The following is a 21,008-nucleotide window of genomic DNA, read 5'->3' on the forward strand; positions in this document are numbered from 1 at the left end:
CGGCATGATGCGGGCGGCGGAACCTGGGGGAAGAAGGGGATGGCGTCGGTGCACGCGCTGCTGCTCGGCTGGTACGTGGTGCCGGTGGCGCTGGCGATGGGGTGGGACGCGGTGTCCTACCGGATCCCCAACTGGACGGTGCTGCTGCTGCTCGCCGGGTTCCCGGTGGCGGGGCTGCTGGCGCCGGGCGGCGTTCCTTGGCTGTGGCACCTCGCCGCGGCGGCGCTCGTCTTCGCGGTGGGACTGGGGCTGTTCGCGTTGCGCCTCGCCGGTGGCGGCGACGTCAAGCTGCTGACCACCGTGGCGCTGTGGGCGGGGTGGGAGCACCTGCTGGAACTGGCGGTCCTGATGGGCGTGCTGGGCGGCGTGGCGGTCGTGCTGCTGCTGCTGGCGCGGGTGGCCGCTTCCGGCATCGGCATTGTCGCACCGCGCCTGCTGCGCGCCGGGGAGCCGGTGCCCTACGGACTGGCCATCGGCCTCGCGGCGCTCATGCTGGCACCGGATCTGGCACTGTTGCGCGGGTGAGGCCGAGGCGCGCCAGAAGCGCGCGCCAGAACCGGCCGGAGGTGTAGTGCGCCCGGTGCCACGCGTGCGCCTGTTCGGCGATGCGGGCGCGGACGTCGTCGTGCGCCAGCAGGAACTGCGAGAACATCACCAGTTGGTGGGCGCTCGCATAGGGTACGTAGTGGACGAACGGCACGAAGTAGTCGTCCAGGCGGCTGCCGATCTCCTCCAGCAGAACGGTCTTTGCCAGGATCGCCTCGAAGCAGCGGCCGGTGACGAGACTGAGGGTGCGGCTGTTCTCCACCCGTCCGGTGTTGCAGGTCAGCTTCGCGGCGCGCATGAGGGCGGCGTATTCGTCCATGTCCGGCGCCTCCCCCGCGCGGCGGTTGTGCAGCCGGGCGGAGATCGGAACGCCGTACGCGGTCAGCAGCACCACCAGATCGCCGCGGTTGCGGGCGTTGGTGCCCACAAGGGTCATGGCCTCGGTCTTGCCGCTCCCATCGGCGGCGAACAGCGCCTCGTCGAAGGGCAGGCCGCACGCCAGGACCACCTTGTCGTCCTGGCCGGTGAGGTACGGCTTTGCCGCCTCTGCGTTGAACACCAGGACAGCGTCGGACGCGTCCGCCCAAACGGCGAAGCAGTTCTGGGCGAGGTCGTAGCAATCGGGAATGACGGTGACGACCCGGCAGCCGTGCCGCCGCCGCGCGTCGCTCAGCCACGCGGGATCGAGCGTGCGCGGGGTGGGCAGGAAATTGCCCTCGAACACCAGCAGATCGGGGCGGAACGCCGCGAGCGTCTCGTCCAGGGCGCACCGGGCCTCGGCGATCTCCCCGTCGGTGAATGGGTGCTTCGTCGGTGAGTCGTAGATCAGCGCATCGGCGGCGAACGCGCGCGCCTCCAGCCCGGCCCGGGCGGCGCTGCGCATGAAATGGAACAGGAGGTCGCTTTCGATGCAGAGCGGGTTGGCGGCGACGTGGCGCGCCATGACGAACAGGACGCGCAGGGGCGGGAGGTCCGGCTCCGCCGCTGCGTCGCCGTACAGGCCGCTGAGCAGCGGCGGTGGCGTGGCACCGGACTCGAAGGCGGCCTGGGCATGGTCGAAGACCGTGCGGATCAGCGCGGCCTTGCCCGGATCGAGCGTCAGGCCGGCGGCGCCGAAGATGGCGCAGGGGCGACCGATCTCGCCGCCGCGCGGTCGGTGCAGGGCGAAGGTGGCCGCCGCCATGGGCCTGATCTCGGCGGGGCCGTGGAGGGCGGCGAAGAGGACGACGTCGAGGTCCCGGCGCGCCGCCATGTCCATCAGCGCGTGCGCCTCGGCCGGGCGCCGCTCCTCAAGCCGGCCGACCGCAAGGCGGATGCAGGTGATGGCGGAGTCCCTGAGGCCTTCCGGGGCGTTCGTGGGATCGTGGGGGCTCATGGAGATGGTCCGGCTGCCGGCAGGCTGCACTTACGGTTGTGTGCAACCTTTAGCAGATCGAGCCGCTTTCTCCAATCCAAATGCCGTCAGACCACGCCCTCCGGCGCACCTTTGCGCGTGAACAGGTACGGCACGAAGCTGCGGTGGTGCTCGTCCACCGACAGGCCCCGCCCAATCGGCGGGAAGGCGCGCTGCTGGCAGTCGATGCGCTCGCAGATGCGGCAGTTGACGCCGATGGGAACCGCCGCCTTCACGTCGGTGATGTCGATGCCGGCGGCGTAGACCAACTCGTTGGCGTAGCTCGCCTCGCAGCCGAGGCCGACGGCGAACTGCCGCGAGGGGCGCAGGTAGGCGCCGCCGCGCTTGGTCACCGTGCGGGCGATGCCGATGTAGGTGGTGCGGTCGGGCATCTCGGCGAACTGCACCAGGATCTTGCCGGGCTGGCCGAACGCCTCGTGCACGTTCCACAGCGGGCAGGCGCCGCCGAACCGGGCGAAGTGGAAGCGCGTCGCCGAATGCCGCTTGGTGATGTTGCCGGCCATGTCGACCCGCACGAAGTAGAACGGCACCCCGCGCGCCCCCGGCCGCTGCAAGGTGGACAGCCGGTGGCAGACCTGCTCGAAGCTGGCGCCGAAGCGGCTCTGCAGCTGCTCCACGTCGTGCTTGAGGGCGCGCGCCTGGTGCAGGAAGGCGCGGTAGGGCATCACCAATGCGCCGGCGAAGTAGTTGGCCAAGCCCACCCGGCAGATCGAGCGCGCGTCCTCGCTGGAGAAGTTCGCCTGCCCGATGATCTCCTCGATGATGTCGCGGAAGCCCAGCAGGGCGATCTGGTGCGCCATGTGGAAGGCGCGGCTCGGCCCGTTCAGCAGCGCCGACAGGCGCAGCGTGCCGGTCGCCTCGTCGTAGGAGCGCATGGCGGTCTCGCCGCCCTCGTCGGCGACGATCTTCACCCGCACGTCGTGCCGGCGCTTCAGGACCGCGGCCAGTTCGTTGAGCAGCGCGCCGGCGTGGATCTTCTCGCTGTCCCACAGCCGCTCCGCCGCCTCGTCCAGCGGGCCGACATAGTTGTTGCAGTAGTGGAAGTAGTCGCGCACCTCCTCGTACGGGAACTGTGCGCGCGTCAGGTCGCTGCCGCCCTCCTGGGCGTCCAGGTTATCGGCGAGGCCCTGCACCCGCTCGGTCAGCTTCTGGTAGGCTTGGTGCAGACCGAGCACCCGCCGCGCCAGCTCCGGCGAGGCGCCGACCACGCCGCGCAGCTCGGCTGCGGCCAGCGGCTCGCCGCCGAACAGCGGGTCGGCCAGGGCTTCGCGCAGGTCGGCGACGAGGCGCGCCTCCTCGTCCTCGATGAAGCTGCTCAGTTCCACCTCGAACACGGCGCTGACCTTCAGCAGCACCGGAAGCGTCAGGGGGCGCTGGTTGTTCTCCAGCTGATTCAGGTAGCTGGGCGACAGGTCCAAGGCCTTCGCCAGGGCGGCCTGGGTCATGCCGCGCTGCTCGCGCAGACGGCGCAGCTTGTATCCGAGGTAGAGCTTCTTTTGCATAGGAACGGATCTTAGCGGGTTCGCAACCTTCGCAAACCATTCTCTGCGTTCGCGAAGTTTTTTGCAAGTTCGCACTATTTCGACCGTGCCTAAGTTTCAGGCGGATTGCAGCGTTGCGAACTTTGTGAATAATCGCCCCAATTCAGACTGGGGCACCCAAGGTGTCCGGCTTCGTTCAAGTGGGAAACGCGGAATGCAGGAAATCCTGGCCAGGTTGGAAGCCATGCGCGCCGGTGCGCGCCAGGGCGGTGGCGAGAAGCGCATCGCGTCGCAGCACGCCAAGGGCAAGCTCACCGCCCGCGAGCGCATCGAGTTGCTGGTCGATGAGGGCTCGTTCGAGGAGTTCGACATGTTCGTCGAACACCGCTGCACCGACTTCGGCATGGAAGGCCAGAAGGTGCCGGGCGACGGCGTGGTCATCGGCCACGGCACCGTCAACGGCCGGCTGATCTTCATCTTCAGCCAGGACTTCACGGTGTTCGGCGGCTCGCTGTCCGAGGCGCACGCCGAGAAGATCTGCAAGATCATGGACATGGCCATGAAGGCCGGGGCTCCGGTGATCGGCCTGAACGATTCCGGCGGTGCCCGCATCCAGGAGGGTGTGGCCTCGCTCGGCGGCTACGCCGAGGTGTTCCAGCGCAACGTGCTGGCCTCGGGCGTCATCCCGCAGATCTCCATGATCATGGGCCCGTGCGCCGGCGGCGCGGTGTACTCGCCGGCCATGACGGACTTCATCTTCATGGTGAAGGACTCGTCCTACATGTTCGTGACCGGTCCGGACGTGGTGAAGACCGTCACCCACGAGGTCGTCACCGCCGAGGAGCTGGGCGGCGCCGTCACCCACTCGTCCAAGTCGGGCGTGTCCGACCACGCCTTCGAGAACGACGTCGAGGCGATCCTGCAGCTGCGCCGCTTCATCGACTTCCTGCCGGCCAACAACCGCGAGAAGGCGCCGGAGCGCCCCTGCACCGACGCCATCGAGCGCGAGGAGTTCTCGCTCGACACGCTGATCCCGGAGAACCCCAACAAACCCTACGACATGAAGGAGCTGATCCTGAAGGTCGTGGACGAGGGCGACTTCTTCGAGATCCAGCCCGACTTCGCCAAGAACATCATCATCGGCTTCGGCCGCATGAACGGCTCGACCGTCGGCTTCGTCGCCAACCAGCCGATGGTGCTGGCCGGCTGCCTGGACATCGACAGCTCGAAGAAGGCCGCGCGCTTCGTGCGCTTCTGCGACGCCTTCAACATCCCGATCGTCACCTTCGTGGACGTCCCCGGCTTCATGCCGGGCACCGCGCAGGAGTACGGCGGCATCATCAAGCACGGCGCTAAGCTGCTGTTCGCCTACGCCGAGTGCACGGTTCCCAAGGTCACCGTGATCACCCGCAAGGCGTACGGCGGTGCCTACGACGTGATGTCGTCCAAGCACCTGCGCGGCGACGTCAACTACGCCTGGCCGTCGGCGGAGATCGCGGTGATGGGCCCGAAGGGCGCGGTGGAGATCATCTTCCGCTCCGACCTGGGCGACCCGGCCAAGATCGAGGCGCGCACCGAGGAATACCGGCAGAAGTTCGCCAACCCGTTCGTCGCGGCCTCGCGCGGCTACATCGACGACGTCATCCGCCCGCACGGCACCCGCCGGCGGCTGTGCCACGCGCTCGCCATGCTGCGCAACAAGCAGCTGGAGAACCCGTGGCGCAAGCATGACAACATCCCGCTCTGACGTGAGGTAGGCGTCCCATGTTCTCCAAGATTCTCATCGCCAACCGTGGCGAGATCGCCTGCCGCGTCATCAAGACCTGCCGCCGCTTAGGGATCAAGACGGTCGCGGTCTATTCGGATGCGGACAAGAACGCGCTGCACGTCGAGATGGCCGACGAGGCCGTGCACATCGGCCCGCCGCCGTCGGCGCAGAGCTACCTGCTGATCGACCGCATCGTCGATGCCTGCAAGAAGACCGGCGCCCAGGCCGTGCACCCTGGCTACGGCTTCCTGTCGGAGAAGCGCGAGTTCCAGGAGGCGCTGGCCAAGGCCGGTATCGCCTTCATCGGCCCGGACGCGCACGCCATCCAGGCGATGGGCGACAAGATCGAGTCGAAGAAGCTGGCCAAGGAGGCCGGCGTGTCGACCGTGCCCGGCTACCTCGGCGTCATCGAGACCGACACCGACGCGGTCGCCATCGCCCGCGACATCGGCTACCCAGTGATGATCAAGGCCTCGGCCGGCGGCGGCGGCAAGGGCATGCGCGTGGCCTGGAACGACGAGGAGGCCCGCGAGGGCTACCAGTCGGCCAAGAACGAGGCGCGCTCCTCCTTCGCCGACGACCGCGTCTTCGTCGAGAAGTACATCCAGCAGCCGCGCCACATCGAGATCCAGGTGCTGGCCGACGGCCAGGGCACCGCGCTGTATCTCGGCGAGCGCGAGTGCTCGATCCAGCGCCGCCACCAGAAGGTCATCGAGGAGGCGCCGTCGCCGTTCCTCGACGCCGCCACCCGCAAGGCGATGGGCGAGCAGGCCGTCGCCCTGGCCAACGCCGTGCAGTACAAGTCGGCCGGCACCGTCGAGTTCATCGTCGACGCCGAGCGCAACTTCTACTTCCTGGAGATGAACACCCGCCTCCAGGTGGAGCACCCGGTCACCGAGCTGATCACCGGCCTCGACCTCGTCGAGCAGATGATCCGCGTCGCGGCGGGCGAGAAGCTGGCAATCAAGCAGGACGACGTGAAGCTCAACGGCTGGGCTCTCGAGGCCCGTGTCTACGCCGAGGATCCGTTCCGCAACTTCCTGCCCTCGACCGGCCGCCTGACCCACTACCAGCCGCCGGCCGAGGACTCCAGCGTGCGCGTCGATACCGGCGTGTACGAGGGCGGCGAGATCTCGATGTTCTACGATCCGATGATCGCCAAGCTGTGCACGTGGGCTCCGACGCGCGACGAGGCCATCGCCCGCATGCGCGAGGCACTCGACCAGTATTACATCCGCGGCGTCAGCCACAACATCCCGTTCCTGGCCTCGCTGATGGCGAGCCAGCGCTTCGTGGACGGCCGGCTGACCACCAACTTCATCGCCGAGGAATACCCGAACGGCTTCCACGCCGCCGACCTGCCGCCGGAGGACCCGGCGATCCTGATCTCGGTCGCCGCGGTGATCCACCGCTGCCTCAACGACCGCGACATCCTGATCAGCGGCAAGATGCCCGGCAACAAGACCCACGTCCGCAGCGACTGGGTGGTGGTGCTGGACGGCACACAGCACCCGGTGCACGTCGATCCGGAGGCCGGCGACGCGGCCGTCTCCTACGGCGTGGACATCGCGGGCGCGCACCACGCGGTGCGCAGCGACTGGAAGATCGGCCAGCCGCTGTTCCGCGGCACTGTGAACGGCGCACACGTCTGCGTGCAGGTTGACCGCGTCGGCGTCGGCTACCGGCTGTTCCACTCCGGCGCCCAGGCCAACGTCAAGGTGCTGACCCCGAAGGCCGCGGCGCTGGACGCGCTGATGCCGGAGAAGCTGCCGCCGGACATGTCGAAGTTCCTGCTGTCGCCGATGCCGGGCCTACTGGTCTCGCTGGCGGTGAGCGAGGGCCAGGACGTGAAGGCCGGCGAGGTGCTGGCCGTCGTCGAGGCGATGAAGATGGAGAACATCCTGCGCGCCGCGCAGGACGGCACGGTGTCCAAGCTGCACGCCACGCCGGGCAGCAGCCTGGCCGTGGACCAGAAGATCATCGAGTTCGCGTGATCTGCTAATCTCCCCTCCCTCGCCCCCTGGCGGGGGAGGGAGGGACCCGCTTGCAGAGCGGGAGGGTGGGGGCAAGGTCCCCGCAAGGAATTCTTGGAGGCATTGCATGTCCGACTTTCCGAAGAAGACCATGGCCGACTGGGAGGCCCTCGCCGCCAAGGACATCGGCGCCGGCGGCAAGCTGTCGGACCTGACCTGGCACACGCCGGAAGGCCTGGACGTCAAGCCGCTCTACACGGCCTCCGACCTGGACGGGCTGGAGACCGACAGCCTGCCGGGCTTTGCGCCGTTCACCCGCGGCCCGCGCGCCACCATGTACGCGCACCGGCCCTGGACCATCCGCCAGTACGCCGGCTTCTCGACCGCCGAGGAGTCCAACGCCTTCTACCGCGCCAACCTGAAGGCCGGTCAGATGGGCCTGTCGGTGGCCTTCGACCTCGCCACCCACCGCGGCTACGACAGCGACCACCCGCGCGTGGTCGGCGACGTCGGCAAGGCCGGCGTGGCGATCGACAGCGTCGAGGACATGAAGATCCTGTTCGACGGCATCCCGCTCGACAAGATGTCCGTCTCCATGACCATGAACGGCGCCGTCCTGCCGATCCTGGCCGGCTACATCGTCGCTGCCGAGGAGCAGGGGGTGAGCCAGGACAAGCTGTCCGGCACCATCCAGAACGACATCCTCAAGGAGTTCATGGTCCGCAACACCTACATCTATCCGCCCGAGCCTTCGATGCGGATCATCGCGGACATCATCGAGTACACGGCGCTCAACATGCCGAAGTTCAACTCGATCTCGATCTCCGGCTACCACATGCAGGAGGCCGGGGCGACCGCGGTGCAGGAGCTGGCCTTCACCATCGCCGACGGCCTGGAGTACGTGCGCGCCGCCATGTCCAAGGGCCTGCCCGTGGACAAGTTCGCGCCGCGCCTGTCGTTCTTCTTCTCGATCGGCATGAACTTCTTCATGGAGATCGCCAAGCTGCGCGCCGCCCGCCTGCTGTGGGCGCGCCTGATGCAGGAGAAGTTCCAGCCCAAGGACGCCCGCTCGCTGGCGCTGCGCACGCACTGCCAGACCTCGGGCGTCTCGCTGACCGAGCAGGACCCCTACAACAACGTCATCCGCACCGCCATCGAGGCGTTGGCGGCGGTGCTGGGCGGCACGCAGTCGCTGCACACCAACGCCTTCGACGAGGCGCTGGGCCTGCCGACCAAGTTCTCCGCCCGCATCGCCCGCAACACGCAGCTGATCATCGCCGAGGAGACCGGCGTCACCAACGTCGTCGATCCGCTGGGCGGCTCCTACTACATCGAGAACCTGACGCACAGCCTCGCCGACGCGGCGCTCGACCTCATCAACAAGGTTGAGGAAATGGGCGGCATGACCAAGGCCGTCGAGTCCGGCATGCCCAAGCTGCTGATCGAGGAGGCCGCCGCCCGCCGTCAGGCCCGCATCGACCGCGGCGAGGAGGTGATCGTCGGCGTCAACAAGTACCGTCCGGAGAACCCGGAGGGCGTGGACGTCCTCGACATCGACAACACCGCGGTGCGCGAGGCGCAGATCGCCCGCCTCCAGACGGTGCGCTCCACCCGCGACGAGGCCGCCTGCCGCGCCGCGCTGGAGGCCCTGACCAAGGCCGCCGCGGAGAAGTCCGGCAACCTGCTCGACCTTGCCGTCAAGGCGACCCGCGCCCGCGCCACGGTGGGCGAGATCTCCGACGCGCTGGAAACGGTGTTTACCCGCCACGTCGCCCACATCCGCTCGGTGTCCGGCGTCTATGGCGCCGCCTACGAGGGCGACGCCGCCTTCAAGGCGATCCAGGACGACATCGACGCCTTCGCCGCCGAGGAGGGCCGCCGTCCGCGCATCCTGGTCGTCAAGATGGGCCAGGACGGCCACGACCGCGGCGCCAAGGTGATCGCCACCTCCTTCGCCGACATCGGCTTCGACGTGGACATCGGACCGCTGTTCCAGACCCCGGAGGAGGCCGCCCGTCAGGCCATCGAGAACGACGTGCACGTCATCGGCGTGTCGTCGCAGGCCGCCGGCCACAAGACGCTGGTGCCGCAGCTGATCGAGGAGCTGCGCAAGCAGGGCGCCGGCGACATCCTGGTGGTGTGCGGCGGCGTCATCCCGCCGCAGGACTACGATTACCTCTACAAGTCCGGCGTGTCGGCCATCTACGGGCCGGGCACCAACATCCCGAAGGCGGCGGCCGAGATCATCGGCATCCTGCGCAAGCAGAAGCTGGCCGCGTGAGATAAGGGCTGAGGGCTGCGCGCCCTCAGCACTCTGCGCCAGGGGGCGAGAGCCCCCTGGACCCCTGGAAGGCGCCGCGAGGCGCCTTTCTTTTTAAGCTCAATGGGTCGTTTCGGGTTCGTGGGCGATCGGCGTTCCCATTTCGCGGAAGTGGAACAGATGCATGGCCCGCTGGCCGTTGTAGTCCAGCACCCGCAGGTCGTCCGTCTGCTGCAGGTCCTGGCACACGGCGTCGAAATGCCGGGCGTACCGCTGCTTCACCAGGGACAGCGGCAACTCGTAGGCAAGGAACTTGTCGATCCCCTTGGTCGCCAGTTTCCTGAGGAGTTGGCGGTCCTCGACCGACTCGTAGGAGGACAGGATGACCAGAGGGCCGCTGCCCGTAAGCAGGAAGAACGCGTGCATCACCCACCTCGCCGTGACGGCGGGCGTGGAGCTTCGCGTCCACGCCCGGATGCGCAGGGCGGACCGTCTTGAAGCGCCCGCATGATCAATATGTTGCTCGGACAGCCTTGCTGAAAGTGGGGCCTTCCTTTTGGGTTTGCCCGGCGGTCTGCCGTTGTGGCTCCTGCTTCCTCCCTCTAGACTTCTGCCGCTTTCCAGACGTGACAAGGCCTCCAGTCCGAATGCCTTCCGACAGCCTGCCCCTCACCGTCGCCGACCAGATCGATCCCGCCGTGGCCGACCAGCTGTTCGATGGCCTGCGTGCGTACAACGAGGTGCACGCCGGCGCCTTCGACCGGCAGTCCCTGATGGTCGCCGCGCACGCGCCGGACGGCGCGCTGGCCGGCGGCATCACCGGCTTCACCCAGTGGCAGTGGCTGTACGTCGATTACCTTTGGGTGGCCGAGGAACAGCGCCGCTCCGGCCTCGGCTCGCGCCTGCTGCGCGCGGCGGAGGACGAAGCGCGGCGCCGCGGCTGCCGCTGGTCGCGGCTCAACACCTACAGCTTCCAGGCGCCGGGCTTCTACGCCGGGCACGGCTACGAACCATGTGGCGAGATCGAGGACTACCCGCCGGGCCATCGCCTGATCTGGCTGCGCAAGGCGCTCTGACGTGCCGATCGCCGCGGAAACCGAGTTGTACGCCCCGGTGAAGGCCTTCCTGGAGGGCCAGGGCTATGTGGTGAAGGCGGAGATCCACAGCTGCGACCTCGTGGCCGTGCGCGGCGAGGAGCCGCCGGTGATCGTCGAACTGAAGAAGCGCTTCACGCTGGAACTGCTGTTGCAGGGCGTGGACCGGCTGGCGGTAACGGACGCCGTCTATCTCGCCGTGCCGCAGCCGGGCCGCCGCGCCTCCGGCCCGTCGCCGTATGATTCCAACGTGAAGAAGCTGTGCCGCCGCCTCGGCCTCGGGCTGCTGATCGTCGATCCGGCGCGCAGCGAGCGGCACCGGGTGGAGGTGCTGCTCGACCCCGTGCCCTACACCCCGCGCAAGGACAGGAAGCGCGCCACCCGGCTGCTCGGCGAGCACGCGCGGCGGGCCGGCGACCCGAACCGCGGCGGCTCGACCCGCGTGCCCATCGTGACGGCGTACCGGCAGGACGCGTTGCGCTGCGCCCGGCTGCTGCACGCCGGGGGGCCGATGACGCTGAAGGCGCTGCGCGCGGCGGGCGCGCCGGCCGACGTGGCGAAGATCCTCCAGCAGGACGTCTACGGCTGGTTCGAGCGGGTCGAGCGCAGCACCTACCATGTGTCGGAAGGCGGGGTTCAGGGGATCGCCATCTTCGCCTATGCTCTGGAGGACGCATAAGCAAGGCCAAGGGAGGGACGGGGCATGGCGACGCTGATCGTGACGGGCGGCAGCCGCGGCATCGGCGCCGCGGTGGCGCGGTTGGGGGCGCAGCGCGGGTACGCGGTGGCGGTGAACTACGCGTCCAACGCTGCGGCGGCCGAGGCCACCGTCCGCGCCATCCACGACGCCGGCGGCGTGGCCGAAGCATTCCAGGGCGACGTGGCCGCCGAGGCGGACGTGTGCGCCCTGTTCGAGGCGGCGGAACGGCTGGGGCCGCTGGCAGCGCTGGTCAACAGCGCCGGCATCGTCGGGCCGTACGGCCGGCTGGACGAGGCGGACGTGGACGGGCTGCGGCGCACGGTGGAGATCAACGTGATGGGCAGCATCCTGTGCTGCCGCGAAGCGGTGAAACGGCTGTCCACCCGGCACGGAGGGACGGGCGGGGCGATCGTCAACCTCGGTTCCATGGCGGCCGAACTGGGCTCGCCGGGCGAGTTCGTCACCTACGCGGCGAGCAAAGGGGCCATCGACAGCCTGACCATCGGCCTGGCGCGCGAGGTGGCCAAGGAAGGCGTCCGGGTCAACGCCGTGCGGCCGGGGCTGATCGACACCGACATCCAGATGATTCCGGGGGTGGGCAGCCGGCTCGACAAGTTCGCCACCTCGCCGCCCATCGGCCGGCCGGGCACGGCGGAGGAGACGGCGGAGGCGATCCTGTGGCTGCTGTCGGACGCCGCGTCGTACGTGACCGGGGCGGTGCTGAACGTGAGCGGGGGGCGGTAAGGTCCTTTCCAACATCTGCTGCGTCCGGTCCGTGGTTACCGTTTCGCCGTCATGTTGAATGTTTGGAGTGCAAGGCGGGCACTGCGGGATACGCCGTCGTCCTCGTCCCGCGTGGCGTCCTCCAGCAGCTCGCCTGCTCTTTCGTGTTTGAAGTTTTCCAGCGCTTTGACGGCAGTTCCCCGGACACTTGCCGATGGGTGTTTGAGCAATGTTGCAAAAGTTGCAAATGACGATTCTTTGCCAATTTTAGAGAGCGCCTCCATGTACAGCTGCAGCCGCGTATCGGTTGCATTGTTGCCGACGGCATCGGCTCCGAGCGCCAGAAACAGGAGGAGGCGCCGCCAACGGCACTGCCGCATTGTCAAACGTTCCAGTGTGGGAACGGCCTGCTCCGCTTTGAGTTGGCCGAGCGCGTGAGCAAGGGCGCACTGCCGCCAACGGGATCTCGTTGTCTTCAGAGCCTCGATCAACCCATCGATCTTGTCGGGTGTAACTGTCGCTGCCACAGCGTCGGCAGCTTGCTTCCAACAGTGCTTGTCGCCCATCAACTCATAGGCTTTCTGGAAGAACACGTGCAGGGAGCGTGTGCCGACCTCTTCAAGCGCCGAGGCGCGAACACGCTGATCCGCATCGGACAAGGCGTCGCACAAGACGGCGTTCTGATCGATGTCTGGAAGGTGCTGCAAGCTTTTGAGTGCATCAGCGCGCACCATCGGGTCTTGATCCTTTAGGCGCTCAGTGAGCGATGTTTGTAAGGCGCGGGTGAGTGCCTGGTGATCGCTATCATGATTGTGTGTCTTTAAGATAAGTTTCTTTATAATGCTCTGCATCGTGGAGACAGCCGCCATTCGAACGTGGGCGTTCGTGTCGTTGCAGGCCTGAATGACGGCCGGGACGCTTATGTCAGGCGAAATGTTTATGTAAGCATACGTGGTCGCTCTTCTGACTTTTTCGGCGGTATCCCGGAAACATATCTCCAGCAAATCGGGCAATCTCTCCGGAAAAAGGTCGTTCGCAATTTTTATTGCGGACAATTTGTCATCAATTTCTTTAGAATTAATCATTCTATTTATTGCAGCAAATATTTTTCTCCCGAATTTTTCTTTAATTGGCGTAGATATATCTTTTTGTGGAGCAAATAAAGTATTACCAAATCTTGCGTTCGCAAAGTGAGTTAACGCAATATCAAATAAATAATCATCACTGTCTTCGAAAAGTCTGATTATAATTTCATCTCCGCAATACATTCCTATCTTATTAAGTTGAATAAGGCCGGCTGCGCGAATTTTTGCTGCGTTGTCATTTAGGAATTCCATGGAAAGTTTGTGTCTTTCTTTGTATTCAAGTCGATCAAATGCGTCGGCTATGAGAATCCTGATCTTGCTATCCGGCTCCGAGCGTAAGACGTGCAACAGCATTTTGGGGCGGTCTGGTGATGGAATTTTCACCAGAAGAGAAACCGCTTGGGCGCGCAGTTTCGGATCCTCGTTACGGGTTAATTCCACGATGGTGTCGAAGGAGGCAACACCCTGCAGTGCCAATTTTTGCATAATATTTATACGTTCACTACCATGGCTTGTGCTTAGGGTTGCTGTCAGTTCTCGAACGGCGAAATGATTTCTCAAAATAATATGTATGAATTCATAGTCATCCTCGATTTTTCGCAATAAAAGTGTGTGGCAAGAATAATCAAAAAATAGTTGTGTTTGCCAAGGTATGGTGCGACGGATTTTAAGCCATAGCTTTGCTGCGGTGTTGAGGCTTGCTTGCTTGCTATGAGTGCTGTTCCGTCGAACGGATAATACGAAAAGCAGAACGACCCATGCTGCCGCCATTGCTGCGGCGGCGCTGGCTGTGAGGGTGGCAACAGCGACAGCTGCGCCAGCGGCGAACAGTCCTACGTCGCCAATGATTGCCAGCGCTCCGAGCAGCATGGCGAGCATCGCGGTATCGTAGAGCGGCGGAAACGGTCCGAAGTACCAATCCATCAACCAACCGATGAAGGCGCCCAAGCCGAACGCCGCGCTACACACCAAGCCGGCAATGAGACGCTCGTCTGGAGCTTCGAGCGCCACCTGAGCCAGGGTAATGAGGCACCCCGCCGCCGCCGCCGCCAGCCATCCGTGGTCGGGGAAAAGAGCCGCGGCCACACTGGCGCCAACAACTGGTAGGGCGACGCAGCGAATCCATCGGGCCACGGCGTACATACGCCGTAGACGCCGAGGCACGTCATTCGGCATGTCTTTAGGCATGAAGGCCATCGTCAGCAACGATGCCGTTGCTAGCGCAGACAGTGCTGCGACATCGGAAGGGCTGCCGAACAGTCGGGCCGCAGCGTTGCCAACGGTGCCGATCACGGCAAGGGCGCCTATGATCAGCGCTCCGCGGATGGCGTAGAGCGCAGTTTGAGAAGCCCAAGGTGGAAGCCAGGGGAGGTTATCCTCGTCTGCGGCATATATGCTGAGGGCACAGAGCACCGCAATTGGAGGGGGGTAGAGGATGCTGCCGTCCAGCCCTCCCGCAATGGCTTGGATTCCACTCGCGGCCACGCCCAGGGCGGTGGCGAGCAGCAGAGCCGCCGGCAAGAAGATTTCGTTTGGAGCGCTGCTCGAGGTGTGTTTCGGGGTGAGGAAGAAACCCCCGATCTTGCGTCCGGAGAACCGAACCTGAGCCCGTTCGCTCAGCGCGATGGCGAGGTTGGCAAGGTAGTGGTTGACCTCGTCCCGGGAGTAGTGCGTCGCCAGTGTCTCCCGTGAGTTCGGGTTCCAATGGCGGTTGGCCTTCCGGAAGGCCTCGCGCTGCATCATGCGGTCGATGAAGTTGTCGAACAGGCTGAGGCGCCGCTCATGCAGTGGCAATTCCTTGCCGATCTCGGAGCGCTCCATGCCGCGGTAGGCCAGCGCCATCATGCTCAGGGTCAATGGGTTTCGCGCCAGTTCGGTCAGCGCCTTGTCGTCGGCCAGTCCTTCGCTCAACGCGTCGGCGCCCGCCTTGACCAGATACGCGGTGACCTGTTCGTCGCGCAACGGCTGCAAGGTCACCGCGCCGGTGAGCCGCAACTTCGTGTCGTTGCCGTGCTCCAGCGGCTGGTACTCGATGAGCCGGGACGCCACGACGGTTGGAAGCTGTGAGTGCCGGGCCAGCAGCGTATTGTTTAGATACTCAGCGAACATCGGAAGGAAACGGTCGCTGATCTCGTCCAAGCCGTCGAGCAGGAGAACCACCGAGCCTCTTTCGATCCAACTGTCGACTACGGCGGGCGAGAGGGCCGGAACCCGGAGGGATCCCACCAGGAATGCGATTCGGTTCTGGATCGTGAGGTCGGTTGCCGGATCTTCCTTTGGTGTCTCGTCCTGTTGCAACTTGCCCCTGTTTTCTTTCGGAGCCCGGTTGGTGTGGAATCGCCCGGCCTTTTCCTGGATGAGGACGCTCTGAAAGCGCGACAGGCTTTCCAAGATCGGCACAGGGGCGGAATCGTCGGCCAGCGCCCGCGCGATCAGGTCGCGGGCAAAAATCAGCAGAGTCGTGCTTTTGCCGGATCCCGGCGCCCCGAAGAGAAGGAGTCGGCGATCAAAATGTTCGTAGGCCTCCTGAAAAGTTGAGAATGCGTGGCCGCTCCCGCTCATGCTTTCCGGGTAGTGCCAGGGATTCGTGACGTCGGAGCGTTCGTCCATGTTGAGGCTGAGCAGAAGCGCGTGATGAATCGAGGCGTTGAGCCTGTTCTCGACCTCGCGCTTCATGTGTTGCAGGTAGCGGCGGCGGACGTCGGTCATGTCGCCGGCCGCGTCAGCACGCCCGGACGGCAGTTCGTTGTCTTTCCCACTGCCCTTCACGAGGCGAACGAGGATTATTGCCATGATGGCGATGAATAAAACGATAGCCACCAATACGATGGTGTTTCCGCCTGGTGTTCCCGACAGGTCAATAATGCTGCTATCTCGCAGGAATTCCACCACAGCCATGCCGCCTTCCAAGGCGCCCTTGCCGACATCCAGGACCGTAATGGCTACGAGCAATGCCGCCGCGACCGCGGCTATCAGGTGCACCTTGTTATTCATGACCAACTCGCTCAGGGAATATCCGCTTGCAACAGAATGGTGTCGACGGGGCACAGGGGCTCAGGCGAGCGGGTGGCAGGATACACCCGGCGGTACAGGTGTGGCAAACCAGCGCGCGGAACAGTGGGGGGTAAAGACCCTTCCCGCTACTCCACGAAGTCCTCGCGGCTCAGCCCATAGCGTTTCAGCTTGTCGTAGAAGGTCTTCCGCGGAATCCCCAGCGCCTCCACGGTCGCCTTGATGCTGCCCTTGTGGCGGGCCAGCTCGGTTTCGATGACGCTCTTCTCGAACAGGTCGACCTGCTCGGCCAGCGACAGGGCGCCGCCCGCCGCCGGGGCCGAGGCCGCCAGCGCCTCGTCGATGCCCAGGACGAAGCGGTCGGCGGCGTTGCGCAGCTCGCGGACGTTGCCGGGCCAGTCGTGCGTCATCAGGCGGTGCGTCTGCGCCGCCGTCAGGTGCGGCGCCTCGCGGCCGTAGCGCTGGGCGGCCTGCATGACGAAGTGCTGGAACAGCAGCGGGATGTCGTCGCGGCGGTCGCGCAGCGGCGGGATGGTGATCACCACCACGTTCAGGCGGTAATACAGATCCTCGCGGAAGGTCCGCTCGTCGGCGGCCTTGCGCAGGTCCACCTTGGTGGCGGCGACCACGCGCAGGTCGACCGGCACGATGTCGTTGCCGCCCAGAGGCTCCACCACCCGCTCCTGCAGCACGCGCAGCATCCGCACCTGGAGCGACATCGGCATGCTCTCGATCTCGTCGAGGAACAGCGTGCCCTTGCTGGCGTGCTCGATGCGCCCCACCCGGCGTTTGAGGGCGCCGGTGAAGGCGCCGGGCTCGTGGCCGAACAGCTCGCTCTCGATGATGGACTCCGGCATGGCGCCGCAGTTCAGCGCCACGAACGGATTCTTCGCGCGCGGGCTCTGGGCGTGCAGGTTGCGGGCGACCAGCTCCTTGCCGGTGCCGGTCTCGCCCAGCACCAGCACGTCGGCGCTGGTGCCGGCCACCGCGGTGATGGTGGTGCGCAGCCGCTCGATCCCCGGCGTGCGGCCGATGATGGGATAGGCCTCGCCGGACTTCTCCGACAGCTCGGCGCGCAGCCGCCGGTTCTCCAGCACGAGGCGGCGGCGGTCGGCGGCGCGCCGGGCGATCTCGACCAGACGGTCGGTGGCGAAGGGCTTCTCGACGAAGTCGTAGGCGCCGTCGCGCATCGCCTGCACCGCCATCGGCACGTCGCCATGCCCGGTGATCAGGATCACCGGAATATCCGGGTCGATGCCGTGGATCTTCTGCAGCAGCTCCATGCCATCCATGCGCGGCATGCGCACGTCGCTGATGACGCAGCCCGGCCAGTCGCGGGTGACGTGCCGCAGGCCCTGCTCGGCGCTCTCGCACGGCGTCACCTCGAAGCCGGCGAGGTCAAGCGCCTGGCAGCCGGCCATGCGGATCGGCCGCTCGTCGTCGATGAACAGCACCGCGCCGCTCTCGGTCATGCGGGGGCCTCCGTGCGCTTGAGGGTCAGGGTGAAACAGGCGCCGCCGTCGGGATGGTTCGCCGCGGTGATGGTGCCGCCGAAGTCGCGGACGATGCCGTGCGAGATCGACAGGCCGAGGCCCAGCCCTTCGCCGGCCTCCTTGGTGGTGAAGAACGGCACGAACATGCGGCCGAGGTCGTCGGGGGCGATGCCGGCGCCGGTGTCGCGCACCGTCAGCACGGCGCAGCCGTCGTCCGTCCGCAGGCTCAGGTGGAGGGTCCGCTCCGGCCGGCCGCGCATGGCATCGCCGGCGTTGGTGAACAGGTTGACCAGCACCTGCTGCAGGCGCACGTCCTCGCCGTTCACCCACACCGGCTCGCCGGGCAGGTCGAGGGCCACGGTGACGTCGTCGCGCCGCCGCCGCGCCTCCAGCAGCGCCAGCGCCTGGTGCACGGCGGAGACCACGTCCACCGCGCTCTGCCGGCCGGACGCGCGGCGGGCGAAGCCCTTGAGGTGGCGGGTGATGGCGGCCATGCGGTCGGTCAGGCTGGCGATCTCCAAAAGGTTGTCGCGCACCATCTCGGCCTTGCCGCGCTCCAGCAGCACGGTGGCGTTGTCGGTGAAGGTGCGGATGGCGGCCAGGGGCTGGTTGATCTCGTGCGCGATGCCCGCCGACATCTGGCCGAGCGCCGCCAGCTTCGCCGCCTGCACCAGCTCGTTCTCGCGGGCGCGCAGCTCGGCGGTGGCGTCGGCGACGCGGCGCTCCAGCTCGGCGCGCGCCTCCTCCTGGATGGCGAGGCGCTCCTGCATGGCGTGGCGGCGCTGGGCGATCAGCAGGCCGCCCATCACCAGCAGCGCCACCGCGCCGGCCGCCAGCAGCGCCGCCTGCCGGGCGCGGGCGTAGGCGGGCTCGAGCTTGGTCAGCAGGTGCAGCGTCCAGTCGCCGTCGGGCAATGCCATGGAGGCCGTCAGGTAGGAGCGGCGCTGCCGGTTCTCCTCCACCGTCACCACCTCGCCGCCGTGCGGGTCGAGCCGCCAGGGCAGGGGGTCGATGCCGGGCATGGTGCCGGGGGCGTCGGGATGCTCGGCCGGCAGGCTGTGGAAGCGCCAGGAATCGACGTTGGTGATGAAGACCAGCCCGTCGCGGTCGGTGACGGCGACGCGTGGCGTCGCCTCGCGCCAGCCGGCCTCCAGGGCGTTGAAGGCCACCTTGAGGACGAGCACACCCAGTGTGCGGTTTTCCGCCACCACCCGGTGGGCGGTGTAATAGCCCGGCACCAGCGAGGTGGTGCCCAGCGCGAAATGGTGCCCCTCGCCGCGGGCGATGGCGTTCTGGAAATAGGGGCGGAAGGCGAAGTTCTGGCCGACGAAGCTGTCGGGGCGGTTCCAGTTGCTCGACGCCAGCGTGTTGCCCTGGGCGTCCATCAGGTACAGCGCCGAGGCCGGCAGCGCGTCGGCGATGGCCTCCAGCTTGCGGTTCATGGCGATCCGCGCGTCGGGCTGCGGGTCGGCCAGCAACTCGACGACGCCGCGGTCGTGCACCATGACGAAGGGCACGGCGCGGTGCTTTTCCAGCTCGGTGCGCAGGTTGGCGCTGAACAGGGCGAGCTGGGCGTGCCCCTCCTCGCGCAGGCTCTGGCGGGCGACCTGCTCGCCCCACGCCGCCGCCACCGCCGCGGCCAGGGGCGCGCCGAGGATGAGGACGAGCAGCGCCAGGAGGCGCATGCGGCCGGGCGGGTTCATGGGACTTTGACGGGCGTGGTCATCCCAAGGGTTCTGCGCCGGGCGGGCTGTGTCGGCAAGGTCTCTTTTTCGGGCGCTCTACGGGATTTCCGAGTCTTGCGGCCCGGCTTACGGAATGTCGCGTCGTTGCGCTGCGAAGTTCATCATCTTCCATCTTTTGCTGCGTTGCAGAAACGACCGGCATGCGTGTGCGGAAATCCGCACACCCGTCCGTGCAGGTTTGTGCGGATTTCCGCCCCTCGGGAACCGGGAAATCCAGGGGAGTCAACAGGTACGCGTCTGGCACGCGGCTTGCCTAAGAGGAGGGCAGACCAAGAGGCGCCGCACTCAGCCGCGACGCGACCTAGGGAAACGCCAAGGAGACCACGCATGCCGCACTCCGGCCACCCGGCTCAGAAGAAGCCGTTCTACACGAACCTGACCGTCCAGGTCCTGACGGCCATCACCATCGGCATCCTGCTCGGCCACTTCTACCCGTCGGTGGCGGTGGAGATGAAGCCGTTGGGCGACGTCTTCATCAAGATGATCAAGATGGTCATCGGCCCGATCGTGTTCCTGACCGTGGTGACCGGCATCTCGTCGATCGGCGACATGAAGAAGGTCGGCAAGGTCGGCGGCAAGGCGATCCTGTACTTCGAGATCGTCACCACCTTCGCGCTGGGCATCGGCCTGATCGTCGTCAACCTGGTGCGTCCGGGCGGCGGCATGAACATCCAGCCGGGCCAGCTGAAGGTCGACGCGGTCGCCAAGTACGCCACCGCGGCGAAGTCGCAGAGCTCGGTCGACTTCTTCCTGAACATCGTGCCGGAGAACGTCGTCGAGGCGTTCGCCAAGGGCGAGATGCTGCAGATCCTGTTCTTCGCGGTGATCTTCGGCGTGGCGCTGGCCGCCATGGGCCAGAAGGGCAAGCTGGTCGAGGACATCTTCGACAAGGTCGCCCACGCGCTGTTCGGCGTCATCGGCATCCTGATGCGCGTCGCCCCGCTGGGTGCGTTCGGCGCCATGTCCTTCACCATCGGCAAGTACGGCGTCGGCTCGCTGTTCGCGCTGGGCCAGCTGATGGCGTCGGTCTACATCACCATGGCGGTCTTCGTGTTCGTCGTGCTGGGCTCCATCGCCCGCATGTACGGCTTCAGCCTGTTGCGCTTCCTGCGCTTCATCAAGCAGGAGCTGCTGATCGTGCTCGGCACCTCGTCGTCGGAATCGGTGCTGCCGCGCATGATGGAGAAGATGCAGAAGTTCGGCTGCTCCAAGCACGTGGTGGGCCTCGTCATCCCGACCGGCTACTCGTTCAACCTGGACGGCACCTCGATCTACCTGTCGATGGCGGCGATCTTCATCGCCCAGGCGTTCAACGTCGATCTGACGGTGTGGCAGCAGCTCTACATCCTGCTGGTCCTGATGCTGACCTCGAAGGGTGCGGCCGCGGTCACCGGCGGCGGCTTCGTCACCCTGGCGGCCACCCTGTCGGCCACCGGCGTGCTGCCGATCGAGGGGCTGGCCCTGCTGCTGGGCGTGGACCGCTTCATGTCCGAGGCCCGCGCCATCACCAACCTGATCGGCAACGGCGTCGCCACCGTCGTGGTCGCCAAGATGGAAGGCGAGTTCGACGAGAGCAAGGCCGTGGCCGAGTACCAGCACTTCTTCCGCGAGCCGGCCATCGCCAAGATCTGATGGCGGCACCATCGCTGGATCGGGTTGTTGAAACGGGACAGGGGCGGCGAGAGCCGCCCCTGTTTCCTTTACCGCCCGCGCC

General features: G+C 66.3%; 14 protein-coding genes. 8 read left to right on the forward strand and 6 right to left on the reverse strand.

Features of this window, described 5'->3' with window-relative positions:
• Nucleotides 1-39: 39 nt before the first annotated feature.
• Nucleotides 40-525: a prepilin peptidase gene (locus tag TSO221_RS20545; RefSeq protein WP_158284159.1), complete on the forward strand. Its 486-nt coding sequence runs from the start codon at nucleotides 40-42 to the stop codon at nucleotides 523-525.
• On the opposite strand, the gene TSO221_RS20550 is transcribed toward TSO221_RS20545, so the two are convergent.
• Together TSO221_RS20550 and TSO221_RS20555 are read right to left on the reverse strand one after the other, a co-directional pair.
• Nucleotides 488-1,921, reverse strand: a complete 1,434-nt coding sequence (locus tag TSO221_RS20550; protein WP_109120388.1) for a glycosyltransferase — start codon at nucleotides 1,919-1,921, stop codon at nucleotides 488-490. The genes TSO221_RS20545 and TSO221_RS20550 overlap by 38 nt on opposite strands.
• An 86-nt stretch (nucleotides 1,922-2,007) precedes the next feature.
• Nucleotides 2,008-3,462, reverse strand: a complete 1,455-nt coding sequence (locus tag TSO221_RS20555; RefSeq protein ID WP_109120389.1) for a short-chain fatty acyl-CoA regulator family protein — start codon at nucleotides 3,460-3,462, stop codon at nucleotides 2,008-2,010.
• A gap of 193 nt (nucleotides 3,463-3,655) precedes the next feature.
• Between TSO221_RS20555 and TSO221_RS20560 the strand changes: the two genes are divergently transcribed.
• The 3 genes from TSO221_RS20560 (at nucleotide 3,656) to scpA (ending at nucleotide 9,463) form a co-directional block, all read left to right on the forward strand.
• A complete protein-coding gene (locus TSO221_RS20560) occupies nucleotides 3,656-5,188 on the forward strand; it encodes an acyl-CoA carboxylase subunit beta (RefSeq protein WP_109120390.1) in 1,533 nt (510 codons plus the stop codon).
• Nucleotides 5,189-5,205: 17 nt separating this feature from the next.
• Complete coding sequence (gene accC / locus TSO221_RS20565; protein WP_109120391.1) at nucleotides 5,206-7,203, forward strand: acetyl-CoA carboxylase biotin carboxylase subunit; 1,998 nt, start codon at nucleotides 5,206-5,208, stop codon at nucleotides 7,201-7,203.
• Nucleotides 7,204-7,309: 106 nt separating this feature from the next.
• A complete protein-coding gene (gene scpA, locus TSO221_RS20570; RefSeq protein WP_109120392.1) occupies nucleotides 7,310-9,463 on the forward strand; it encodes a methylmalonyl-CoA mutase in 2,154 nt (717 codons plus the stop codon).
• Nucleotides 9,464-9,562: 99 nt separating this feature from the next.
• Here the strand turns inward: scpA and TSO221_RS20575 are convergent, their stop codons facing one another.
• Nucleotides 9,563-9,868 carry a cytosolic protein gene (locus tag TSO221_RS20575; protein ID WP_109120393.1) on the reverse strand — a complete coding sequence of 102 codons (306 nt, stop codon included), beginning with the start codon at nucleotides 9,866-9,868 and terminating at the stop codon, nucleotides 9,563-9,565.
• 221 nt (nucleotides 9,869-10,089) lie between these two features.
• Between TSO221_RS20575 and TSO221_RS20580 the strand changes: the two genes are divergently transcribed.
• The 3 genes from TSO221_RS20580 to TSO221_RS20590 are packed head-to-tail and all read left to right on the forward strand — an operon-like array spanning nucleotide 10,090 to nucleotide 11,980.
• Nucleotides 10,090-10,518: a GNAT family N-acetyltransferase gene (locus TSO221_RS20580; RefSeq protein WP_109120394.1), complete on the forward strand. Its 429-nt coding sequence runs from the start codon at nucleotides 10,090-10,092 to the stop codon at nucleotides 10,516-10,518.
• A gap of 1 nt (nucleotide 10,519) precedes the next feature.
• Complete coding sequence (locus tag TSO221_RS20585; RefSeq protein WP_109120395.1) at nucleotides 10,520-11,215, forward strand: DUF2161 family putative PD-(D/E)XK-type phosphodiesterase; 696 nt, start codon at nucleotides 10,520-10,522, stop codon at nucleotides 11,213-11,215.
• Nucleotides 11,216-11,239: 24 nt separating this feature from the next.
• Nucleotides 11,240-11,980: an SDR family oxidoreductase gene (locus TSO221_RS20590; protein ID WP_109120396.1), complete on the forward strand. Its 741-nt coding sequence runs from the start codon at nucleotides 11,240-11,242 to the stop codon at nucleotides 11,978-11,980.
• Between the two features lie 35 nt (nucleotides 11,981-12,015).
• Here the strand turns inward: TSO221_RS20590 and TSO221_RS20595 are convergent, their stop codons facing one another.
• From TSO221_RS20595 to TSO221_RS20605, 3 genes are all read right to left on the reverse strand, one after another.
• Nucleotides 12,016-16,038 carry a HEAT repeat domain-containing protein gene (locus TSO221_RS20595; protein ID WP_109120397.1) on the reverse strand — a complete coding sequence of 1,341 codons (4,023 nt, stop codon included), beginning with the start codon at nucleotides 16,036-16,038 and terminating at the stop codon, nucleotides 12,016-12,018.
• A 146-nt stretch (nucleotides 16,039-16,184) separates the two neighbouring features.
• On the reverse strand, nucleotides 16,185-17,528 hold the full coding sequence (locus tag TSO221_RS20600; RefSeq protein WP_109120398.1) for a sigma-54 dependent transcriptional regulator: 1,344 nt from the start codon (nucleotides 17,526-17,528) through the stop codon (nucleotides 16,185-16,187).
• On the reverse strand, nucleotides 17,525-19,252 hold the full coding sequence (locus TSO221_RS20605) for an ATP-binding protein (protein WP_109120399.1): 1,728 nt from the start codon (nucleotides 19,250-19,252) through the stop codon (nucleotides 17,525-17,527). Before TSO221_RS20605 ends, TSO221_RS20600 begins: the two co-directional genes overlap by 4 nt.
• A gap of 369 nt (nucleotides 19,253-19,621) precedes the next feature.
• Between TSO221_RS20605 and TSO221_RS20610 the strand changes: the two genes are divergently transcribed.
• Nucleotides 19,622-20,926, forward strand: coding sequence for a dicarboxylate/amino acid:cation symporter (locus TSO221_RS20610; RefSeq protein WP_109120400.1), 1,305 nt, complete (start codon nucleotides 19,622-19,624; stop codon nucleotides 20,924-20,926).
• Nucleotides 20,927-21,008: the final 82 nt, after the last annotated feature.

Origin of the sequence: Azospirillum sp. TSO22-1 (genome assembly GCF_003116015.1) — a bacterium.
Classification (GTDB): Bacteria; Pseudomonadota; Alphaproteobacteria; order Azospirillales; family Azospirillaceae; genus Azospirillum.

What these genes read in the sequence shown, in the direction of transcription:
- TSO221_RS20580 (WP_109120394.1), top strand. Translation starts at nt 10,090, where the DNA reads ATGCCTTCCGACAGCCTGCCCCTCACCGTCGCCGACCAGATCGATCCC.
- TSO221_RS20555 (WP_109120389.1), bottom strand. Translation starts at nt 3,462, where the DNA reads ATGCAAAAGAAGCTCTACCTCGGATACAAGCTGCGCCGTCTGCGCGAG.
- TSO221_RS20550 (WP_109120388.1), bottom strand. Translation starts at nt 1,921, where the DNA reads ATGAGCCCCCACGATCCCACGAACGCCCCGGAAGGCCTCAGGGACTCC.
- TSO221_RS20560 (WP_109120390.1), top strand. Translation starts at nt 3,656, where the DNA reads ATGCAGGAAATCCTGGCCAGGTTGGAAGCCATGCGCGCCGGTGCGCGC.
- TSO221_RS20595 (WP_109120397.1), bottom strand. Translation starts at nt 16,038, where the DNA reads ATGAATAACAAGGTGCACCTGATAGCCGCGGTCGCGGCGGCATTGCTC.
- TSO221_RS20600 (WP_109120398.1), bottom strand. Translation starts at nt 17,528, where the DNA reads ATGACCGAGAGCGGCGCGGTGCTGTTCATCGACGACGAGCGGCCGATC.
- TSO221_RS20605 (WP_109120399.1), bottom strand. Translation starts at nt 19,252, where the DNA reads ATGAACCCGCCCGGCCGCATGCGCCTCCTGGCGCTGCTCGTCCTCATC.
- scpA (WP_109120392.1), top strand. Translation starts at nt 7,310, where the DNA reads ATGTCCGACTTTCCGAAGAAGACCATGGCCGACTGGGAGGCCCTCGCC.
- TSO221_RS20575 (WP_109120393.1), bottom strand. Translation starts at nt 9,868, where the DNA reads ATGCACGCGTTCTTCCTGCTTACGGGCAGCGGCCCTCTGGTCATCCTG.
- TSO221_RS20590 (WP_109120396.1), top strand. Translation starts at nt 11,240, where the DNA reads ATGGCGACGCTGATCGTGACGGGCGGCAGCCGCGGCATCGGCGCCGCG.
- accC (WP_109120391.1), top strand. Translation starts at nt 5,206, where the DNA reads ATGTTCTCCAAGATTCTCATCGCCAACCGTGGCGAGATCGCCTGCCGC.
- TSO221_RS20545 (WP_158284159.1), top strand. Translation starts at nt 40, where the DNA reads ATGGCGTCGGTGCACGCGCTGCTGCTCGGCTGGTACGTGGTGCCGGTG.
- TSO221_RS20610 (WP_109120400.1), top strand. Translation starts at nt 19,622, where the DNA reads ATGCCGCACTCCGGCCACCCGGCTCAGAAGAAGCCGTTCTACACGAAC.